15 protein-coding genes are annotated in these 17,311 nt (G+C 54.6%); 5 read left to right on the top strand and 10 right to left on the bottom strand.

Annotation, left to right across the window (positions count from 1 at the left end; translation table 11 throughout):
- Positions 1 to 27 precede the first annotated feature (27 nt).
- Positions 28 to 1,077 (bottom strand): rhodanese-related sulfurtransferase, encoded by a 1,050-nt coding sequence (locus NIM72_RS19010; RefSeq protein ID WP_150009771.1) that lies wholly within the window; start codon positions 1,075 to 1,077, stop codon positions 28 to 30.
- Between the two features lie 253 nt (positions 1,078 to 1,330).
- On the opposite strand from NIM72_RS19010, the gene NIM72_RS19005 reads away from it, so the two are divergent.
- The 3 genes from NIM72_RS19005 to NIM72_RS18995 all read left to right on the top strand — a co-directional run bounded on the left by NIM72_RS19005 (position 1,331) and on the right by NIM72_RS18995 (position 3,593).
- Positions 1,331 to 2,254 carry a Kdo(2)-lipid IV(A) acyltransferase gene (locus NIM72_RS19005; RefSeq protein ID WP_253421576.1) on the top strand — a complete coding sequence of 308 codons (924 nt, stop codon included), beginning with the start codon at positions 1,331 to 1,333 and terminating at the stop codon, positions 2,252 to 2,254.
- 540 nt (positions 2,255 to 2,794) lie between these two features.
- Positions 2,795 to 3,061 (top strand): hypothetical protein, encoded by a 267-nt coding sequence (locus NIM72_RS19000; protein ID WP_237566701.1) that lies wholly within the window; start codon positions 2,795 to 2,797, stop codon positions 3,059 to 3,061.
- Between the two features lie 130 nt (positions 3,062 to 3,191).
- Positions 3,192 to 3,593, top strand: coding sequence for a MysB family protein (locus tag NIM72_RS18995; protein WP_013357421.1), 402 nt, complete (start codon positions 3,192 to 3,194; stop codon positions 3,591 to 3,593).
- On the opposite strand, the gene NIM72_RS18990 is transcribed toward NIM72_RS18995, so the two are convergent.
- The 3 genes from NIM72_RS18990 to NIM72_RS18980 form a co-directional block, all read right to left on the bottom strand.
- Positions 3,584 to 3,796, bottom strand: coding sequence for a YceK/YidQ family lipoprotein (locus NIM72_RS18990; RefSeq protein ID WP_161733850.1), 213 nt, complete (start codon positions 3,794 to 3,796; stop codon positions 3,584 to 3,586). The genes NIM72_RS18995 and NIM72_RS18990 overlap by 10 nt on opposite strands.
- A gap of 157 nt (positions 3,797 to 3,953) precedes the next feature.
- Complete coding sequence (gene mdoH, locus NIM72_RS18985; protein ID WP_161733821.1) at positions 3,954 to 6,506, bottom strand: glucans biosynthesis glucosyltransferase MdoH; 2,553 nt, start codon at positions 6,504 to 6,506, stop codon at positions 3,954 to 3,956.
- A complete protein-coding gene (locus NIM72_RS18980; RefSeq protein WP_190285891.1) occupies positions 6,499 to 8,034 on the bottom strand; it encodes a glucan biosynthesis protein G in 1,536 nt (511 codons plus the stop codon). The genes mdoH and NIM72_RS18980 overlap by 8 nt, the downstream gene beginning before the upstream one ends.
- Positions 8,035 to 8,302: 268 nt before the next feature.
- Between NIM72_RS18980 and mdoC the strand changes: the two genes are divergently transcribed.
- Complete coding sequence (gene mdoC, locus NIM72_RS18975) at positions 8,303 to 9,427, top strand: glucans biosynthesis protein MdoC (protein WP_253421572.1); 1,125 nt, start codon at positions 8,303 to 8,305, stop codon at positions 9,425 to 9,427.
- 191 nt (positions 9,428 to 9,618) lie between these two features.
- On the opposite strand, the gene NIM72_RS18970 is transcribed toward mdoC, so the two are convergent.
- On the bottom strand, positions 9,619 to 11,079 hold the full coding sequence (locus NIM72_RS18970) for a phospholipase D family protein (RefSeq protein ID WP_161733825.1): 1,461 nt from the start codon (positions 11,077 to 11,079) through the stop codon (positions 9,619 to 9,621).
- A 155-nt stretch (positions 11,080 to 11,234) separates the two neighbouring features.
- Here NIM72_RS18970 and NIM72_RS18965 point away from each other — a divergent pair, with 155 nt between their 5' ends.
- On the top strand, positions 11,235 to 12,419 hold the full coding sequence (locus NIM72_RS18965) for a beta-glucosidase (protein WP_253421569.1): 1,185 nt from the start codon (positions 11,235 to 11,237) through the stop codon (positions 12,417 to 12,419).
- Here NIM72_RS18965 and NIM72_RS18960 read toward each other — a convergent pair.
- The 5 genes from NIM72_RS18960 to NIM72_RS18940 all read right to left on the bottom strand — a co-directional run bounded on the left by NIM72_RS18960 (position 12,386) and on the right by NIM72_RS18940 (position 17,309).
- Positions 12,386 to 12,559 carry a hypothetical protein gene (locus NIM72_RS18960; RefSeq protein WP_253421566.1) on the bottom strand — a complete coding sequence of 58 codons (174 nt, stop codon included), beginning with the start codon at positions 12,557 to 12,559 and terminating at the stop codon, positions 12,386 to 12,388. The two genes, NIM72_RS18965 and NIM72_RS18960, sit on opposite strands and share 34 nt — an antisense overlap.
- A 40-nt stretch (positions 12,560 to 12,599) precedes the next feature.
- Positions 12,600 to 12,743, bottom strand: coding sequence for a hypothetical protein (locus NIM72_RS18955; RefSeq protein WP_010246429.1), 144 nt, complete (start codon positions 12,741 to 12,743; stop codon positions 12,600 to 12,602).
- Positions 12,744 to 13,150: 407 nt separating this feature from the next.
- A complete protein-coding gene (locus NIM72_RS18950; RefSeq protein WP_253421563.1) occupies positions 13,151 to 14,536 on the bottom strand; it encodes an efflux transporter outer membrane subunit in 1,386 nt (461 codons plus the stop codon).
- A complete protein-coding gene (locus NIM72_RS18945) occupies positions 14,533 to 15,627 on the bottom strand; it encodes an HlyD family secretion protein (RefSeq protein WP_161733829.1) in 1,095 nt (364 codons plus the stop codon). The genes NIM72_RS18950 and NIM72_RS18945 overlap by 4 nt, the downstream gene beginning before the upstream one ends.
- The gene (locus NIM72_RS18940; protein ID WP_161733831.1) at positions 15,624 to 17,309 is read right to left on the bottom strand and encodes an MFS transporter; all 1,686 of its coding nucleotides are present in this window, start codon (positions 17,307 to 17,309) and stop codon (positions 15,624 to 15,626) included. The genes NIM72_RS18945 and NIM72_RS18940 overlap by 4 nt, the downstream gene beginning before the upstream one ends.
- Positions 17,310 to 17,311 lie beyond the last annotated feature (2 nt).

Genomic DNA, 17,311 nt, shown 5'->3' with positions numbered 1-17,311 from the left:
CCTGAAGCTGACTTCAGGCGGCCACGATTATTTCTTCACTGGTGACGGAATGGTCATGTTTAACAGGCCACGCGACTTGTTAAAGATCTTGTTGCCATTCTCGCGTCCAGCCCGACGAGCGCGCTGCTCCTCCGGTGAGAGTTTCGCCTCTTCCTGACAGATCGGGCTACAGCAGTTCTCAAATTTCTCTGCGCAGCTTTTGCACTGGATAAACAGCAGATGACAGCCGTCATTGACGCAATTGACATGGGTATCACAGGGCTCGCCGCACTGATGACAGTTCGATAGCACGTCGTCAGAGATCCGTTCACCCATCCGCTCATCAAACACAAAATTTTTGCCTTTGAAGCGAACCGGTAATCCCTGTTCACGGGCGCGCCGGGCATACTCGATGATACCGCCTTCAATGTGGTAAACATCCTCGAAGCCGTTATGCCGCATCCAGGCGCTCGCCTTTTCACAGCGGATCCCGCCGGTGCAGTACATTACGATCTTTTTGTCTTTCTGATCCTGCAGCATATCAACCGCCATCGGCAGCTGATCGCGGAAGGTGTCAGCAGGCACTTCCAGCGCATTATCGAAGCGGCCCACTTCATATTCATAGTGGTTACGCATATCAACGAACAGGGCATCAGGATCGTCCAGCATGGCGTTAACCTCGGCCGCTTTCAGATACTGACCTACGTCGCTGGCATCAAAACTGGCGTCATCGATACCGTCCGCAACAATGCGATCGCGCACTTTAAGGCGCAATACCCAGAATGATTTTCCATCATCATCCAGCGCAATATTCATTCGCAGGTTGTTCAGCGCCGGATCAAAGCCATACAGCCACTCTTTCATCTTTTCATACTGGCTGGCGGGCACGCTGATCTGTGCATTAATACCTTCGTGCGCGACATAGACGCGGCCAAAGACCTTGAGTGACGTCAGGCCAAGGTAGAGCGCGTCGCGGAAAGCTTTAGGGTCGGCAATCTGGAAATATTTATAAAAAGAGACTGTGGTGCGCGGCTCAGTTTCAGCCAGCATGCGCGCCTTCAGCTCTTTATTGGAAACGAGGTTATGTAACACTGGCATGGTGTTCTTTCCTGTTATCAATAGGAGAAATTTAGCGGGCACATGATACCTGATTTCACCGGGATGCAAAGACCAGTCTCGGAATCAGGCGCGGGTTGCTGTTTTTTCCGGCACTATCTGGCTATTTAACAGCAGCCTGCAGTCGTCCGTTCTGTCAGTGATATTTATACGCACGATAAAAACTGGCACAATAGCGTGAATCAATGAGATATCAGCACTGCATGGTGCGCGACGCAGGAAAATTAATCTTCACATGACTCAGTTGCCTCAGTTTTCACGAGAACTGCTTCACCCGCGCTATTGGCTGACCTGGCTGGGTGTCGCTTCTCTTTATCTTTTGGTGCTACTTCCTTATCCCCTGCTTTATGTGCTCGGCTGCAATATTGGTCGTATTGGGATGCGTTTTATGACGCGACGCGTCAGTATCGCCCGACGTAATCTGGAATTAACATTTCCTGATATGCCGGTTAACGAACGCGAAGCGATGGTTAAGCACAATTTTGAATCAGTCGGTATGGGATTGATTGAGACCGGTATGGCGTGGTTCTGGCCAGACTGGCGCATCAACAAATGGCATAAGCCTTCGGGTCTGGAGCATATCCAGCAGGCGCGAGATAGTCAGCGTGGCGTGCTGCTCATCGGCATGCACTTTCTGACGCTGGAGATTGGTGCACGCATGTTTGGCATCCATAATCCTGGCATTGGTGTCTATCGCCCCAATGACAATAAACTGATCGACTGGCTGCAGGTAAAAGGCCGGATGCGGTCAAATAAAAGCATGATCGATCGTAAAGATCTCAAAGGCATGATCCGCGCACTGAAGCACGGTGACATCATCTGGTACGCACCCGATCATGATTATGGCCCGCGTAGCAGCGTCTTTGTGCCCTTTTTCGCTGTAGAAAAAGCAGCCACGACAGTGGGCACGCATCTGCTGATCCGCACCGGTAAACCGGCAGTTATCCCCTTTGTGCCGCGTCGTCTGCTCGACGGCCGTGGTTATGAACTGATGATACTGCCTGACATCAGCGCCGAATTTACGCTGGAAAGCGATGAAGTGACCGCCGCCAGGATGAATAAAGTGGTCGAAGAGGGCGTCCTGCTGGCTCCCGAACAGTACATGTGGCTCCACCGCCGCTTTAAAACACGCCCTGAAGGCGAGCCTTCACGTTATTAATCAGTTCGCGCTAAATGTTCACCTGACATTTAGCGCGTTTCTGACCCGACATCCTGCTAAATAAATCAGTCACTCAGCACAGAAGAATCCTTTCAGTCATATTTCAGGGCCAGCGAGGAGTATGGGACTATAACCGGAATATAATTTATTTCTGTTTACCGTTAAAATCGCTAACCAATTAATTCACCGCAGACCGCTGAACGCTCACTTTAGCTTTTTATTAATTAATATTGCAGCGATCTCTGTTTAGTTTTATTTGGCGCTATTTATTCCGCATGCCAGGCCTAATCCTATTTAGCCGGCCTTAATGATATCTCTGCGCTTATGAATCGATAAAAATTAACTGATTTTACAATCGATTACTCAGTAAATCTGGCTTATATTCCATTTTTTATTTTTTTAACATACTGATAGATCGTTATGGAATTTGAAGTCGTTTGTGATTATCGGTAATTTCATTTGTAACAGTCAGACCTTTAACAGACCTGGCCAAAACTATAAAAAAGACAATACACAGCAACCTCTAACGGGACAGATTATATGAACAAAGGTCTCTACTATTACGTTACTATCGGCACCGATCAGGACAATTATCATTTTCTCCATCGAAAGGGGTGCAAACGCTTGCCTGATAAAGACGAGCTGATATTTATCGGCACATTATATAATCTGAGTCAGGCACTTTCGATCGCCAGAATTAATTTTAAGAAAGTGAAGCCCTGTATAAAATGTTGTATCCGCTACTCAGCACCGGTGATTCATGAGTCTGTTCAACCCGTCCTGCACTTTCCGCAAAAGATGATCTGATCCTGGCTGGCGGAAAATGGCTTATTTCCCGCCAGTTGCACCGCCCTGCCCTTTCCCTCCCTCAGATTTCGTCTATCCTTCACTGAAATCAAAACAATCCGTAGTTAATGAACCCGTAAGGAGAAGAGCGATGAGCATGTACAGTACGTTAGAGGAAGCGATTGATGCTGCACGTGAGGAGTTCCTCGCTAACAACCCTGAAGTGGATGAAGAAGAAGCTTCAATCGGTCAGTTTGGTCTGCAAAAATATGTGATGCAGGATGGCGATATCATGTGGCAGGCTGAGTTCCTGGCAGATGAAGGTGATGCGGGTGAATGTCTGCCTTTCCGCAGTGGCGAAGGTGCGCAGGCTATTTTTGATGCTGACTTTGATGAAGTGGAGCTGCGTCAGGAGTGGTTAGCGGAAAATACGCTGCATGAGTGGGATGATGGCGAATTCCAGCTGGAGCCGCCGCTTGACACCGAAGAGGGTGAAGCTGCGGCACAAGAGTGGGAGGATGATAACAGCGACTCCGATCGCAGTTATTCGTAAGGACCGTGACTGGCATCCACCGGTAATAACAGGGTGTCCATCACCAGTGACAGCGGCAGATCAAGGATGGTCAGTACCCGCCACCCGCTGTCACGCACGTCCCACTGCACGCCGGGATAATACTGATTACCGTGCCCCTGTCCGGGCACGGTACGGCTGATAATACTGCCGCATCCGCTTAAACAGAGCACAGCCGCAACGATAACGCCTGTCTTAAATAACCCTTTCACCACTGATATCCGCCCTGAACAGCCTTTGAAATCGTCACACGCTGCCTGCGGTGACGGCCAGCACTCAATTTATCATCCTGATGCTGTTTTAATCCGATAAAAAAAGCGGCATCGCTGCCGCTTTTTCAGATTACGCGTTTTTTGCCAGCGCGTGAGGGTTAAGCGTGAGTTTCTGATAACTCTCTACCCACTGATGATACTTGTCCGCATTTTCCCACAGTCGGGTATGAACACGGGCCAGCACCACCGGATCGCTGATCAACTGCAAACGCTGCTCGCGACCCAGTTTGTCCGGAGCATCGCTCAGCGCCTGATCTACACGTCGATCGCGGGCATAGTCCAGTAACTGACTCTGTTTATGACGTGATGTCGCCAGTGCCGTTGCCAGCGCGTTAAAGGCGGGATGGAACAGGGCATGCATAAAGCCATTTTCCAGCGCACGTTCGCGGTTCAGCAGCACATAGCGATCGGTATCGACCAGCTCCTGCGGCGGCGAGTACTCTTCCGGGATCAGAAACAGTTTGGCTTTCTTGCTCTTAAGGCCCAATGTTGCGCGGCTCGACATCACCGAAACAAACGGCGACAGGATCAGTGAGAAAACAATAGGAGCCAGCCACCACAGGAAGTTGAGATCCAGCAGTCCCATACCAATTGCCCATACCAGACCCAATGCCATCTGCGAACCGTGACGTTTAAACGCCTCGCTCCACGGCGTGGCATCGTCATCACGCTGCGGTGAGTTCCAGACCACTTCCCAGCCCAGGAAGGCACTGACCACAAACACCGTATGGAACAGCATGCGCACCGGTGCCAGCAGCACTGAGAACAGCGTTTCCAGCACCAGTGATGCCAGCAGGCGCAGCGGCCCACCGTAGGCTTTCGATCCTTTAAACCAGATCAACACCACACTCAGCATCTTCGGCAGGAATAGCAGCACCATCGTGGTCGAGAAGAGCGCTATCGCCAGCTCAGGACGCCACTGCGGCCAGACCGGGAACAGCTGCCGCGGTTGCAGGAAGTAGGTCGGTTCCATCAACGTATGCACCACCTGTAAGGCAGTGGAGAGCGCCAGGAACATAAACCACAGCGGAGCCGACAGGTAAGACATGACGCCGGTCAGGAACACCGCACGGTGAACCGGGTGCATCCCTTTTACCAGGAACAGGCGGAAGTTCATCAGGTTGCCGTGACACCATCGACGGTCACGCTTCAGCTCATCCAGCAGGTTCGGTGGCAGCTCTTCATAGGAACCCGGCAGGTCATAGGCAATCCAGACGCCCCAGCCGGCACGACGCATCAGCGCGGCTTCAACGAAGTCATGTGACATGATTGAACCGGCAAAAGAGCCTTCACCCGGTAACGGGGCCAGCGCACAGTGCTCAATAAAGGGTTTCACGCGGATAATGGCGTTGTGACCCCAGTAGTGAGACTCGCCCAACTGCCAGAAGTGCAGACCGGCAGTAAACAACGGACCGTAGACGCGGGTTGCGAACTGCTGACAGCGCGCATAGAGCGTATCCATACCCGAGGCTTTCGGCGACGACTGGATGATACCGGCATTCGGATTCGCATCCATCATGCGCACCAGACCGGTCAGACACTCACCGCTCATGACGCTATCGGCATCCAGTACGACCATGTAGCTGTAGTTGCTGCCCCAGCGACGGCAGAAGTCATCGATGTTACCGCTTTTACGCTTCACACGACGACGACGACGGCGATAGAAGATCTTGCCCGCCCCGCCAACATCCCGCACCAGTTCCATCCAGGCTTTCTGCTCGGCAATGGCGATATCCGCATCGTAGCTGTCACTGAGGATGTAGACATCGAAATGTTCAGCGTTACCGGTGCGAACCACAGACTCCCAGGTTGCACGCAGACCCGCATAGACACGCTCAACGTCTTCATTACAGATCGGCATAATCAGCGCGGTACGATGTTCCGGATTAAGCGGCTCATCTCCGACCGTTGAGTACGAAATACTGTATTTGTCACGGCCAATCAAGAGTTGCAGGAAGCCCATCAGGGCGGTCCAGAAACCGGCTGAAACCCAGCAGAACAGGATAGCGAACAGGAACAGGATGCCGGTCTGCAACACATAGGGCAGGATCTGCATCACTGACTGCTGCCAGTTCTGATTGATCATCTCCATCGGGTCCAGCAGCGTCCAGCCCTGATAGGGCAGAATACTTTTCATGTACCAGGTGGCGACCACGGTCTGGAAAATGGTCAGGATCAGCAGGATATAGCGGCGAATCGAACCGACATGACGCCACTTCTCTTCGGCACGCTGCTCTTCCGCATTGGCATAACGCGGCACCGATTTGTGACCACGCAGTGAGTCCCAGGCACGGGCAACCGGGTTGGTACGCCAGGCTTCCGGGAACATCAGTGAGCGTTTAACCTTCGGCATCGCTTTCAGCGTGGTACGGTCGAGATAATCTTTACCCAACTGCTGGCCGTCGGCCAGCGAATCGGGCCAGGCCATTTCGACCCGCGATGAGACCGATTTTAACGGCGCATCGTCGGGACGATCACTGGCTGCGACATCCCTGCCCAGCGCATCATGGATGAAGTGGAACTCGCTGGCATTCTGCAATGAGACGCTCAGGCGGGCCTTCCCTGCCGCATCCAGCGGCAGAGATTCCACATAACGTTGAGGTGTAAAAGTGGATTTATTCATTGGCAGGTAACTGATAGCTCCAGGTTTCCGTCAATGTCTTGTCGCCGCTGACCAGGGCCGCACGCATTTCGGTGGACTGTTTGGCATCTTTTACACGCAGACGCAACACCAGACGCCAGCCTTTGGTGACCGGGTTATAACGTACGCTCTGCTCGACCACATCAGCATTTTTGCCGACGCTGACCTGCGGTGCCACCTGGCTGTTTTCCGCCATCTTACTCATGTCTTTACCCACGAAGTCGATGGTGAAAGCCACGGTGCCATCCGGCTGACGCACGAGATTAGACTGCTTCACGTCACCCGCTGAACGGAGGGTGTTTTTGACCCAGGCCGTATCGTCGGAGTGCAGCTGGTTTTCATCGCGTGAGAAGTGCAGACGATATTTGAAGTTCATCTCTTTGCCAGGCTCTGGCAGCGTCTCTGGCGTCCAGAACGCAACAATGTTGTCGTTGGTTTCGTCGGCCGTCGGGATTTCAACCAGTTCGACCCGGCCTTTACCCCAGTCGCCGATTGGCTCAACCCAGCCGCTTGGACGCAGATCATAACGGTCATCAAGATCCTGATAGTTGTTAAAGTCACGCCCGCGCTGCAGCAGACCAAAGCCTTTTGGATTCTCGATAGTATAGGTGCTCACCGCCAGATGACGCGGGTTATTCAGCGGACGCCAAATCCACTCCCCGTTGCCATTGTGGATGGAGAGACCGTCAGAGTCGTGCAGAGCCGGACGGAAGTTGTTCACCGTAGATGGCTGGTTCTGCCCGAACAGGAACATACTGGTCAGCGGTGCAATACCCAGTTTGCCAACGTTATCACGCAGGTAAACTTTTGACTGCACATCTACGGTTGACGCCTCACCCGGATGCAGCACAAAGCGATACGCACCCGCCGCGCGCGGCGAATCGAGCAGTGCATAGATCACCAGCTGTTTGTCCTGTGGTTTAGGACGCTGAATCCAGAACTCTTTGAAACGCGGGAACTCTTCACCGGACGGCAGCGCCGTATCAATGGCCAGTCCACGCGCCGACAGGCCATAAACCTGACCGGCACCGATCACCCGGAAGTAGCTGGCACCCAGGAAGCTGGCGATCTCATCGTTTTTACCCTTGTTGTTCAGTGGATAAAGGACTTTGAAACCGGCAAAACCGAGGTTTTTCACCGCATCCGCGTCATGTTTTACATTACCGAAATTAAAATAATCGGGGTTGTATTTAATCTCGCGCACCGCGCTGGCGGTCACTTCGTTAATCTGCACCGGGGTATCGAAGTACATGCCCTGATGATAGAACTCCAGCTTGAATGGCGTGCGCAGTTTGCCCCAATACGCTTTATCGTGGTTAAACTGGATCTGCTGATAATCAGCAAATTTCATTTCACGAAATTGAGAGGGTAAATTGCTTTTAGGCGCTTCGAAGCTTTTCCCTGCCAACGCTTTGGCTTGTTTTGCAACATCATCGATATTAAACGCCCAACTGTTATTAGCGTATAACGCCAGCAGAACTGCAGTACCAATCCAGCGTACCTTCATCAGTCCGGCTTTATTTTTTTCTTTAGTCAGCACATCCCCCCCTTTCGTGTGCTTAAATCAAACCCGTTTATCTTAAAGGATTATTCGGTTTTCCGACAGCTTATGCGCAACATTGTTCCCGCATTTCGTCAGGCTTAACGCTACTTTTAGGACAATTAGACACTACGGATTCCACTGATAGTATACCCGGTTTATCCCAGGTAGAATTTTGCCCGAGCATAATCCGGTTTCAGGGTGAAACTGGCCAAACGTACTAACGAACTGGAACTTTATGAGTACTGTAAAACCTGAACGTGAATACTTCCTCGACTCCATCCGCGCGTATCTGATGTTACTGGGGGTGCCGTTTCACGTCTCCCTCATCTACTCAGCACAGAAATGGGCAGTAAACAGCCAGGAGGCCTCATTATGGCTGACGCTGCTGAATGATTTTATTCATGCGTTTCGTATGCAGGTCTTTTTTGTCATCTCGGGCTACTTCTCCTACATGCTGTATCTGCGCTATCAGCCACGACGTTTCCTGAAGGTGCGTCTGGAACGTGTGGGGATACCGCTTCTCACCGCCGTTCCACTGCTCACGCTGCCACAATTTTTCATGCTGAAAGCGTGGACAGATAAGCTGGCTGACTGGCCTCGTTTCACGCCGTATGAGAAATTTAATAACCTGATGTGGGAACTGATTTCACACCTGTGGTTCCTGGTAGTACTGGTGATGCTGACCACGCTGGGCATGGTGACGTTCCGCTGGTTGCGCGATCAGCATCGCACCATTGATTACACGCGGGTTGGCTGGGGTGCACTGACCGCTGGCGTACTGGCGTGGGCGCTGGTCTGGTGCGTGTTTCGCCGTCTGGTGTTTCTGTTCCAGCCCGCCTGGCTGATGGATGGTTTGTTCAATATCATCGTGATGCAGACACTTTTCTATCTGCCGTTCTTTATGCTCGGGGCGCTGGCGTGGAAGCATCCACAGCTGAAGCAGCTGTTTGTGCGGTTTAATCCCGTGATGTGGATTGGCGCGGTGTTGATGTTTGTCGCCTACTGTACCAATCAGCGTCTGAGCAGCGGCGATGGCTGGTTATATGAGCTGGATGCAATCATCACGACGCTAATGGGACTTTGCATGCTGAACGTCTGCTTCTGCTTTGGTCACAAACTGCTTAACGCGCATTCACCGCGCATCATGTATCTGGTCAATGCATCACTGTTTATCTATCTGGTGCACCATCCGCTGACGCTGCTGTATGGCATTTATGTCACGCCGCGCATCGAAAACAACACGCTGGGCTTCTTCGTTGGCCTGTTGATGGTGTTTGGCATCGCATTTCTGCTGTATGAGATTCACCTGCGCATCCCGCTGCTGCGGTTCCTGTTCTCGGGGAAGTTTGAGCGTAAATAAGATGGTTCAGCCATTTATGGTTTTAGCCGCAGACAGCTAAAGAGTTCAACAGCGATGGGCGCATACGCCCGCAGCAAAGCATAGCGGGCCAGGTACGGCCCGCGCTGAGCCCGCCAGGGATGGCGGGTTTTGCGTCTTTGCGGAAGGCGTATGCTTTCTGAGCCAGAGCCTGTACCCAGGTAAGTTGCAGCTTACAGCAGCCATTCAATCGGCAGTCGCCACACTAACCGCACCTGCAGCCGTTGCCACCAGGAGCAGCCCGGCTCGTGTTTATGCACGATCTGCTGCGGCTCATCCGGATACTCCAGCCAGTTTACCCGTCCCCACTTATCCAGCCGCAGCGTCCATGCCCGATCGCGCATCGACTGACTGAAGCGCTGATGCGTTTCTCCGGCCAGCGCCGCACTCTCAATCACCAGTCCCATTTCCGTATTCAGCACCGCTGAACGGGGATCGAAGTTAAACGAGCCGATAAACAGCGTCTGTTGATCCACCGAAAAGGTTTTGGCATGCAGGCTGGAGCCAGAGTTACCGGTTAATCCCCGATCGTGCGGGGCTTCAGGGACGTTCGCCTGTGGTTTTAGCTCATAGAGCGCAATGCCATGGCGCAGCAATTTCTTGCGCCATTTGGCGTAACCGGCATGAACAATCGACACATCGTTGGCCGCCAGCGAGTTGGTCAGAATGGCAATTTTCACCCCTTTGCGCTTCAGCGCCAGCAACTGGGCGACGCCTGCACGGGTTGGCACAAAGTAGGCAGAGATGATATCGAACTGCTCCTGCGGCGTGCCAATGACCTCCAGCATCCGCTGCGGCAGCAGGCTTCTGGCGCGCGCTTTACCCAGCCCTTTACGCGGATCGTCACTCAGCAGGCGTGCTTTTGCCCAGGTCAGCGCCAGCGTCCCCTCTTCCAGCTCCTGCAGCAGCGATGAATTTTCCAGCCGCTTCAGATAGCGCTGAACCGGCTCACTGTGACGCCATTCTGCTGGCAGACTCACACTGTCCTCATCCGGCGCCTCATCATCCAGCACCTTCTGCAGCGGGGACACCGGCTTACTGTGCCAGTAGCGCTCAAAATCCTCTGCCACCTCTTTCACCACCGGGCCAATCGCCATCACGTCGAGATCGGCAAACAGCGGTTCATTACCGGTGCCGAAATATTCGTCGCCGACATTGCGCCCGCCAACCACGGTCGTCACGCCATCCACCGTAAAGCTCTTGTTGTGCATGCGGCGGTTCAGACGGGCAAAATCGGTGAGATAGCCCAGCGCTCGCAGGGTGCGAAACGAGAATGGGTTAAACAGCCGGACCTCAATATTGGGATGGCGATTAAGCTGGGCCAGCGTCTCGTCCAGGCCCGGCGTATTATTATCATCCAGCAACAGCCGTACCTTTACGCCGCGTCGGGCTGCCTCCAGTACGGCGCTGAACAGCAGCCGGCCAGAGAGATCGTTTTGCCAGATGTAATACTGAATATCGAGTGACCGCTCCGCTTTCTGCATCAGCAGATAACGGGCAGCAAAGGCATCCAGCCCGTCGCTCAACTGATGGACACCGCTCAGCCCTGGGTGGCGCTGGCACTGAGGCTCCAGCCGTGTTTCCAGCCAGCTGGTCTGTTCTGATCGCTGCGAGAGCTCAAACGCTTCGGTCATGAAAATTCCCTGTAAAATGCAGTTATTTTTATTATTCCCCGGCCCGGCGTCTGACGCCATACCTCTGCGCCGATTGAATGAGCGGTCACGGGCGTTTTTTAGTCTAGACTTAACCGGACGATCTGTGACCGGCATTTGTCCGGCAGGAGAGGAATATGTCCCATCAATCCCTTACAGATGCCCGCCAGCGCTACCATCCCAGCCTGTTCCGCAGCTTTTTCCAGGGCAGTTTTCCCTGCTCCACTGCCTGCCGTACGCCAGGGAAACGGCTGGATATGGTGATCAGCAGCGGACACGATATGCTGCTGGAAAAAGATTATGCCGCACTGGCTGAGCAGCATCTGCATACCGCCCGTGACGGTGCGCGCTGGCATCTGATTGAAAAGATTCCAGGTCAGTATGACTGGCAGAGCTTTCTGCCCATGATTGACGCCGCACGACGTCAGCAGATGGAGATCATCTGGGAGCTGGCGCACTTCGGTTATCCCGATCATCTTAATATCTGGAAAGCCGAATTTGTTGATCACTTTAGCCGGTTCGCCCGCGCAATGGCGCAACTGATGTGCGACCAGGGCATTGAACGCCCCTTCTTTACGCCGGTTAATCAAATATCATTCTGGTCATGGGCTGGTGCAGATGTCGCCTGGTTTAATCCCCATGCCGCACAGCGTGGTAAAGAGCTGAAGCGCCAGTTGGTCCGCGCCTCGCTGGCAGCCATTCATGCCATTCGCGACATCTATCCGGAGGCACGCTTTGTGCTGACCGACCCGCTGGTTCAGATTGCCCATCATCCCGATAACCCGGACAGCAAACCCTATGCCGATGCACAGCATCAGGCGCAGTTCGAAGCCTGGGATATGCTGGCCGGTCGCGTTGATAAGGAGTTAGGCGGCAGTGAAGATTGCCTGGATATTCTCGGCCTGAACTACTATCCCGACAACCACTGGTTTTTCCCCGATCAACCGATGTCACAGGATGATCCGGTGCGCGAGCCGCTGCATATTATGCTGGCGCAGTGCTGGCAGCGCTACCAGCGGCCGATGCTGATTGCCGAAACCGGCGCAGAAGGTGACGCACGTGCGCCCTGGCTGCAGGAAATCAGTGAAAATGTGGCGGTGGCGCTGGATCAGGGCATTGCGGTGGAGGGTATTTCGCTCTATCCGGTGGTGGAATATCCCGCCTGGGCCGATGACCGGCGGTCGCCAGGTCCGCTGCTGGGACTCGCCGATCCTAATGGCAACCGAAACCTGCATGAGGCGTTAGCGCTGGTGTTGCGCAGTCAGCAGATTAAGTTTGCGACGCGTAATCAGACATGCTCAGACGGTAGCTTTTTGGGGTGACACGACTGAACGTCGAGCGTGGGGTCGGCAGGATGACGAACGTCGGTCAGCCAGACCATCGTAAACAGGAACGTCACTCCGATCAGGCAGGCAGCCAGTAAACCGATAATTGCGATTAATTTATCATCTCCGGAGTCCATCGCCTTCTCCTTATTCAGTCCGTTGGAGCCCCTGTGTGCGTCAGCTCATCCAGAGCGTAATCATCAGCACAAAGATTATAAGCGTTACCGAGGTCACCGCAAGCACCACTATCGCAAAGTGCGCATCGTCAAGTGACTGGCGAATTGGCTCATCGTGATCGTCGGGCGGCAAGGGCAAAGACATAACTATCCTGTAAAAAATAGGGGGGCGCCGGACGTGATGCGGCAGGTGACAGTGTAAATGAAAGGCGGATTATCGTCCGGTTCTTTCGTCCGGAAAATAAACCGGCTCGTGAAATCATGGAACCCGAGCCTGTCAGTCGACCTGTGAGTAAGCGAGTTTCATCCCTGCACTCTTTTCGTTATCGGTGTGAAGCCGGCGTTCGTTGGGTTGCTCCCGCTGGTGTTAAAGAGTGCGTGCCTGAAAGCCTTTATAAGCGCCGCATCAGGCTTTCACAGTAGAAGTTTATTCTGCGGTTCAGCAATAGCGGGTCATCTGATTTGTCGGCAGGTTGCTGGCAATCTTTATACTCAAAACGTCTGCCGACAGATCATGGCAACCGCGCGCACATTACTGAGCGGCCAGGGCAATTACGGTGTGGCAGCGGGAGTCCAGCCACCGCCCAGCGCGCGGTAGAGGTCGATCTGCGCCAGCAGCAGATTATTTTTAACCGTCACCCGATTGAGCTGGGTTGAAAACAGAGTTCGCTGGGCATCCAGTTCATCAAGATAAGAGGCGTAACCGTTCTGATAGCGATTGCGGGCAATGCGCAGCGCCTCCGTTACATAGGCCTCCTGCTTTTGCAGCTCCTGAAGTTGTGCCTCACGCTGCCTGATAGCGTCTATCGCATCGTTAACTTCCGAGAAGGCGTTGCGCACCACTTTTTCATAGCCATAAAGTGCCTGATTGCGTGTCGCCATGGAGACATCCACCTGCGCCGTCAGCGCTTCACGGTTCAGCAGCGGTGCGAGGATGCTGCCACCCACGCTCCACAACCGGAACGGGTCATCCGCCAGCTGATGTAGCACCGAACTCTGCAGGGTGCCGGTGGCGGTGAGGTTCAGACCTGGCAACAGCTTCGCCCGCGACGATGCCAGGCTCGCATCTGCGGCCAGTAACTGACGCTGTGCCTGCACAATGTCCGGACGGCGATTGAGCAGCTCTGAGGGCAGCAGTGACGGCATCTGCTGCGGTAAGATCTGGTCGAACTGCTGACGACGGGCGATGCTGCGCGGATTCATGCCCACCAGAATGCTTAGCGCATTCTCCTGCTGGGTGATCTGATGCTGCAGCTGCGGCATCTGCGCTCTGGCTGACTGATATTCCGAGGCGGCCTGCATCCACTCCAGTCTGGAGGTATAGCCGGTTTCAAACTGACGCTGTGCCAGCTTCAGCGAATTGTTGCGGGTCGCCAGCGTCGCCTCCGTCACCCGCAACTGCTCATCCAGCGCACAGAGGTTAAGATATCCTGACGCCACCGAACTGGCGATGGTCAGCTCGGCCGCAGATGCGGCGGCCTGCTGCGCCGCTAAAGTCGCCTGTGCGGCCGAAATGCTACTGCTGCGCGCTCCCCAGAGATCGACCTCATAGTTCGCCTGTAATAAGCCCTGAAAAACATCAGTTTCATACGGCTGGCCCGTCACTGATGAGAGCGTACGTTCGCGGGTCGCAGCAACCCCGGCGCTCAGAGTCGGAAAGTTATCGCCCTGCGTGGCGCGTAGCTGAGCACGATACTGATCAACGCGGGATCGCGCTGTGAGAATATCGGGATTATTGCGCAACGCCTGCGTCACCAGCCGGTTGAGGTATTCATCATGAAACGCGCGCCACCACTCTGCTTCCGGCGCAGCCGCTGGCCCGACACTGTTGCGCCAGGCTTCGGGGATCGGCAGAGAGGCCGGTGCCTTTTCAACCTGCGTGGCGCAGCCTGTCAGTGCCAGCGTCAGCGCGCTGACCAGTAAGCCGCGTCGTATCATGGCGCGGCCTCAGCAGTGGGCTGAGCAGCGGTGTCGATGTTAACTTCGACCGACATCCCCGGACGCAACTGATGCATATCCTGATCGTGGATGCGGATGCGAACCGGAATACGCTGTGCGATTTTAACGAAGTTGCCGGTAGCGTTGTCGGGCGAAATGGCGCTGAACTCCGAACCGGCGGCCGGTGAGATAAATTCCACCTGCCCGTTAAAGCGTTTGCCATCCAGTGCATCGACCCGAATTGTCACCGGCAGGCCGGGACGAATATGGGCCAGCTGGGTCTCTTTCAGATTCGCGATAATCCATTTGTGATTCGGGACCACCGAGGTCAGGCGCGTACCTGCCGTGACATAGGCACCGGTGCGAACCGACAGCTGACCGAGCTGGCCATCATCGGGCGCGGTAATGCGGGTATTTGCCAGATCGATCTCCGCCAGCTCCAGCGCAGCGCGGGCGCTGTCGACATCGCCTTCCAGCGCATCACGGTTAACGATGACGGTTTGCAGATTCTGCTGGGCGACGGCGATCTGCGCCGCAGCCTGACGTACCTGCGCCTGCGCCTGGGCGTCTGCGGCTCGGGCGGCGTCGCGCTCACGCACTGACAGCGATCCATCTGCCGTAAGATTTTCAACGCGCTTCAGGTCAAAGCCGCTTTTCAGCGCCTGGGCTTTAGCATTCTCCAGCGCCGCTTTGTTGCTCTGGATAGTAGCTTCGGCACTGCGCCGCTGCTGCAGATTATTGTTGAGTGCCGCCTGCTTCATCGCCAGCTGCGCCTGCGCCTGATGCACCCGCTGGCGATAGATACGGTCGTCAATCGTCATCAGCAGCTGCCCTTTTTTCACCGGCTGCAGGTCAATCACTTCTACCGAAGTGAGATAGCCATTAACCTGCGGGCTGATAAAGGTGACCTGACCGCGCACATAGGCGTTTTCGGTACTTTGTATAGCGCTGGTGAAGGGCCAGAGTTGCCAGGCGTAGAGAATAACCAGTACGCCAATCACCACAATGCCGCTGCCTGCGGCAATAGAAAGAATACGGCGGCGATTCGCGCGCTCGCGTTCCGCCGCCTGAAGCTCATCCTGCTGACTCATTGTTTCTCCGTTGATTCCTGTAACGCGGCCAGCTGTTGCTGCTCACGCAGGTTAAATTGCGCCTGACGCCAGTCAAGATAGCGACGTCGGGTTAAACGCCAGATCACCCACATCAGCGTAATCAACGCCAGTGCCGCGGTTAACAAATAAGTGTCGTTCCAGGCGAGCACATTGGCCTGCAGCGTGGCAACCGTCTGTAACTGGCTGGTGCTCTGCGCACTGCGCAGAACGTCGTCACCCACCAGCGAATTAAACAGCGCATTGTACTGGCTGAGTCGCTCGGTAACATTGGGATCGAGCAATGAGAGCTGATCGCCCAGCAGGCTGGAGTGATATTTTTCCCGCCAGACCTGAAACGTGCCCAGAATCGCCGAGCCGATCAGCCCGCCCAGGTTCTGACTCATGCCAAACAGCACCACAAAGCTCACCAGATTTTTCGGCTGCGTAACCACGCTGCCAATGCCCATCAGCATGGCGGGTGCCATGAAAAAAGCGCTGCTGAAACCCAGCAGAAACTGGCTGAAATACATCTCGGGGCCACGGGTCAGCGGACTGGATTGCGCATCCATCAGTGAGGCGATAATCATCACCAGCAGCGAGGTGACAATTGGCCAGTTAAGATGTGCAGGCTTGATGGTCAGCGCACTGGCAGCAATGCCCGCGATAACCCCGGCCATGATTGCCAATGCCAGACCGCGCATCTGATCGTTCTGCAGGCCGATTTGCTGCAAAAAGCCGACCGCACCGGTGTTCTGTTCCGCCAGCACAATACGGATCATGATCATCACAATGCCCAGCCGCACCATCATGCCGCTGCTGAGCCAGCGGGTATTAATCAGCGGGTTGCGCCGGTTATGCTCAATGACGATCGCCGCGACAATTAGCGTCAGGGCAATCGCGGTACAGATACCGAGCCATGGCGTGGTAAACCACCACTCAATACGCCCCAGCGTCAATACACCGCACAACAGCGCCATGCCGGGCGCCAGCAGGATAAAGGTGACGAAGTCCATCTTCTCAAAAGTTTTAATGCGATCGCCCGGAGGCAGTTTCACCAGCAGGACCCCACCGAGCGCAATCAGCGCCAGACCGAGTTCAAACAGATAGAGACCGCGCCACTCGTTGAGCTGCAGTAGTTCCGACGAGAATAAGCGGGCCAGCGGGATAGCCAGCTGCGAGACCGTCAGGCCTATCACCAGCGCTTTCAGCCTGTGTTTCGCGGGCCAGGCCTGTACCTGGTAGTAAATACCCAGCGAGCTGAGCGCCGCAGCCACCATACCATGGGCCGTGCGCACAACGATCGCCGAGCTGAGGTCGTTGGCGAACAGATGAAAGAACGCCACCAGCACATAGAGCACCAGAAACGCTTCGGTAAAGACACGCAGGCCAAACTGCTGACGGAACTTCACCAGCAGCAGGTTGATCGAGATATTACCCATTACGTAGACCGCAGGCAGCCAGGCAATCTCATTCGACCAGGCCCCAAAGGTGCCCTGCAGATTAACCAGATTTGCCGTGACCAGCGCGTTACTTAGCGCACCAGTCAACGAGATCAGTAAGCCGATCAGACCAAACGCCAGACGTTTTGGCATCGGATGCAGCGGGGTCGAGGGCGAACCCGGCAGCATCGGTTTTTCATGCGGCAACCACTCGCGGACAGCGTAGGGATTTCGCTTTGCCACTG

Source organism: Pantoea sp. B550 (genome assembly GCF_024158165.1).
Taxonomy (GTDB): Bacteria; Pseudomonadota; Gammaproteobacteria; order Enterobacterales; family Enterobacteriaceae; genus Pantoea; species Pantoea alfalfae.
The sequence above is the reverse complement of the archived record's forward strand: the minus strand, read 5'-3'. Positions and strand labels throughout refer to the sequence as shown.

Excerpts from the sequence above, each read along its gene's own strand:
- NIM72_RS19010 (WP_150009771.1), bottom strand. The coding sequence starts at position 1,077 with ATGCCAGTGTTACATAACCTCGTTTCCAATAAAGAGCTGAAGGCGCGC.
- NIM72_RS19005 (WP_253421576.1), top strand. The coding sequence starts at position 1,331 with ATGACTCAGTTGCCTCAGTTTTCACGAGAACTGCTTCACCCGCGCTAT.
- NIM72_RS19000 (WP_237566701.1), top strand. The coding sequence starts at position 2,795 with ATGAACAAAGGTCTCTACTATTACGTTACTATCGGCACCGATCAGGAC.
- NIM72_RS18995 (WP_013357421.1), top strand. The coding sequence starts at position 3,192 with ATGAGCATGTACAGTACGTTAGAGGAAGCGATTGATGCTGCACGTGAG.
- mdoH (WP_161733821.1), bottom strand. The coding sequence starts at position 6,506 with ATGAATAAATCCACTTTTACACCTCAACGTTATGTGGAATCTCTGCCG.
- mdoC (WP_253421572.1), top strand. The coding sequence starts at position 8,303 with ATGAGTACTGTAAAACCTGAACGTGAATACTTCCTCGACTCCATCCGC.
- NIM72_RS18970 (WP_161733825.1), bottom strand. The coding sequence starts at position 11,079 with ATGACCGAAGCGTTTGAGCTCTCGCAGCGATCAGAACAGACCAGCTGG.
- NIM72_RS18965 (WP_253421569.1), top strand. The coding sequence starts at position 11,235 with ATGTCCCATCAATCCCTTACAGATGCCCGCCAGCGCTACCATCCCAGC.
- NIM72_RS18960 (WP_253421566.1), bottom strand. The coding sequence starts at position 12,559 with ATGGACTCCGGAGATGATAAATTAATCGCAATTATCGGTTTACTGGCT.
- NIM72_RS18955 (WP_010246429.1), bottom strand. The coding sequence starts at position 12,743 with ATGTCTTTGCCCTTGCCGCCCGACGATCACGATGAGCCAATTCGCCAG.
- NIM72_RS18950 (WP_253421563.1), bottom strand. The coding sequence starts at position 14,536 with ATGATACGACGCGGCTTACTGGTCAGCGCGCTGACGCTGGCACTGACA.
- NIM72_RS18945 (WP_161733829.1), bottom strand. The coding sequence starts at position 15,627 with ATGAGTCAGCAGGATGAGCTTCAGGCGGCGGAACGCGAGCGCGCGAAT.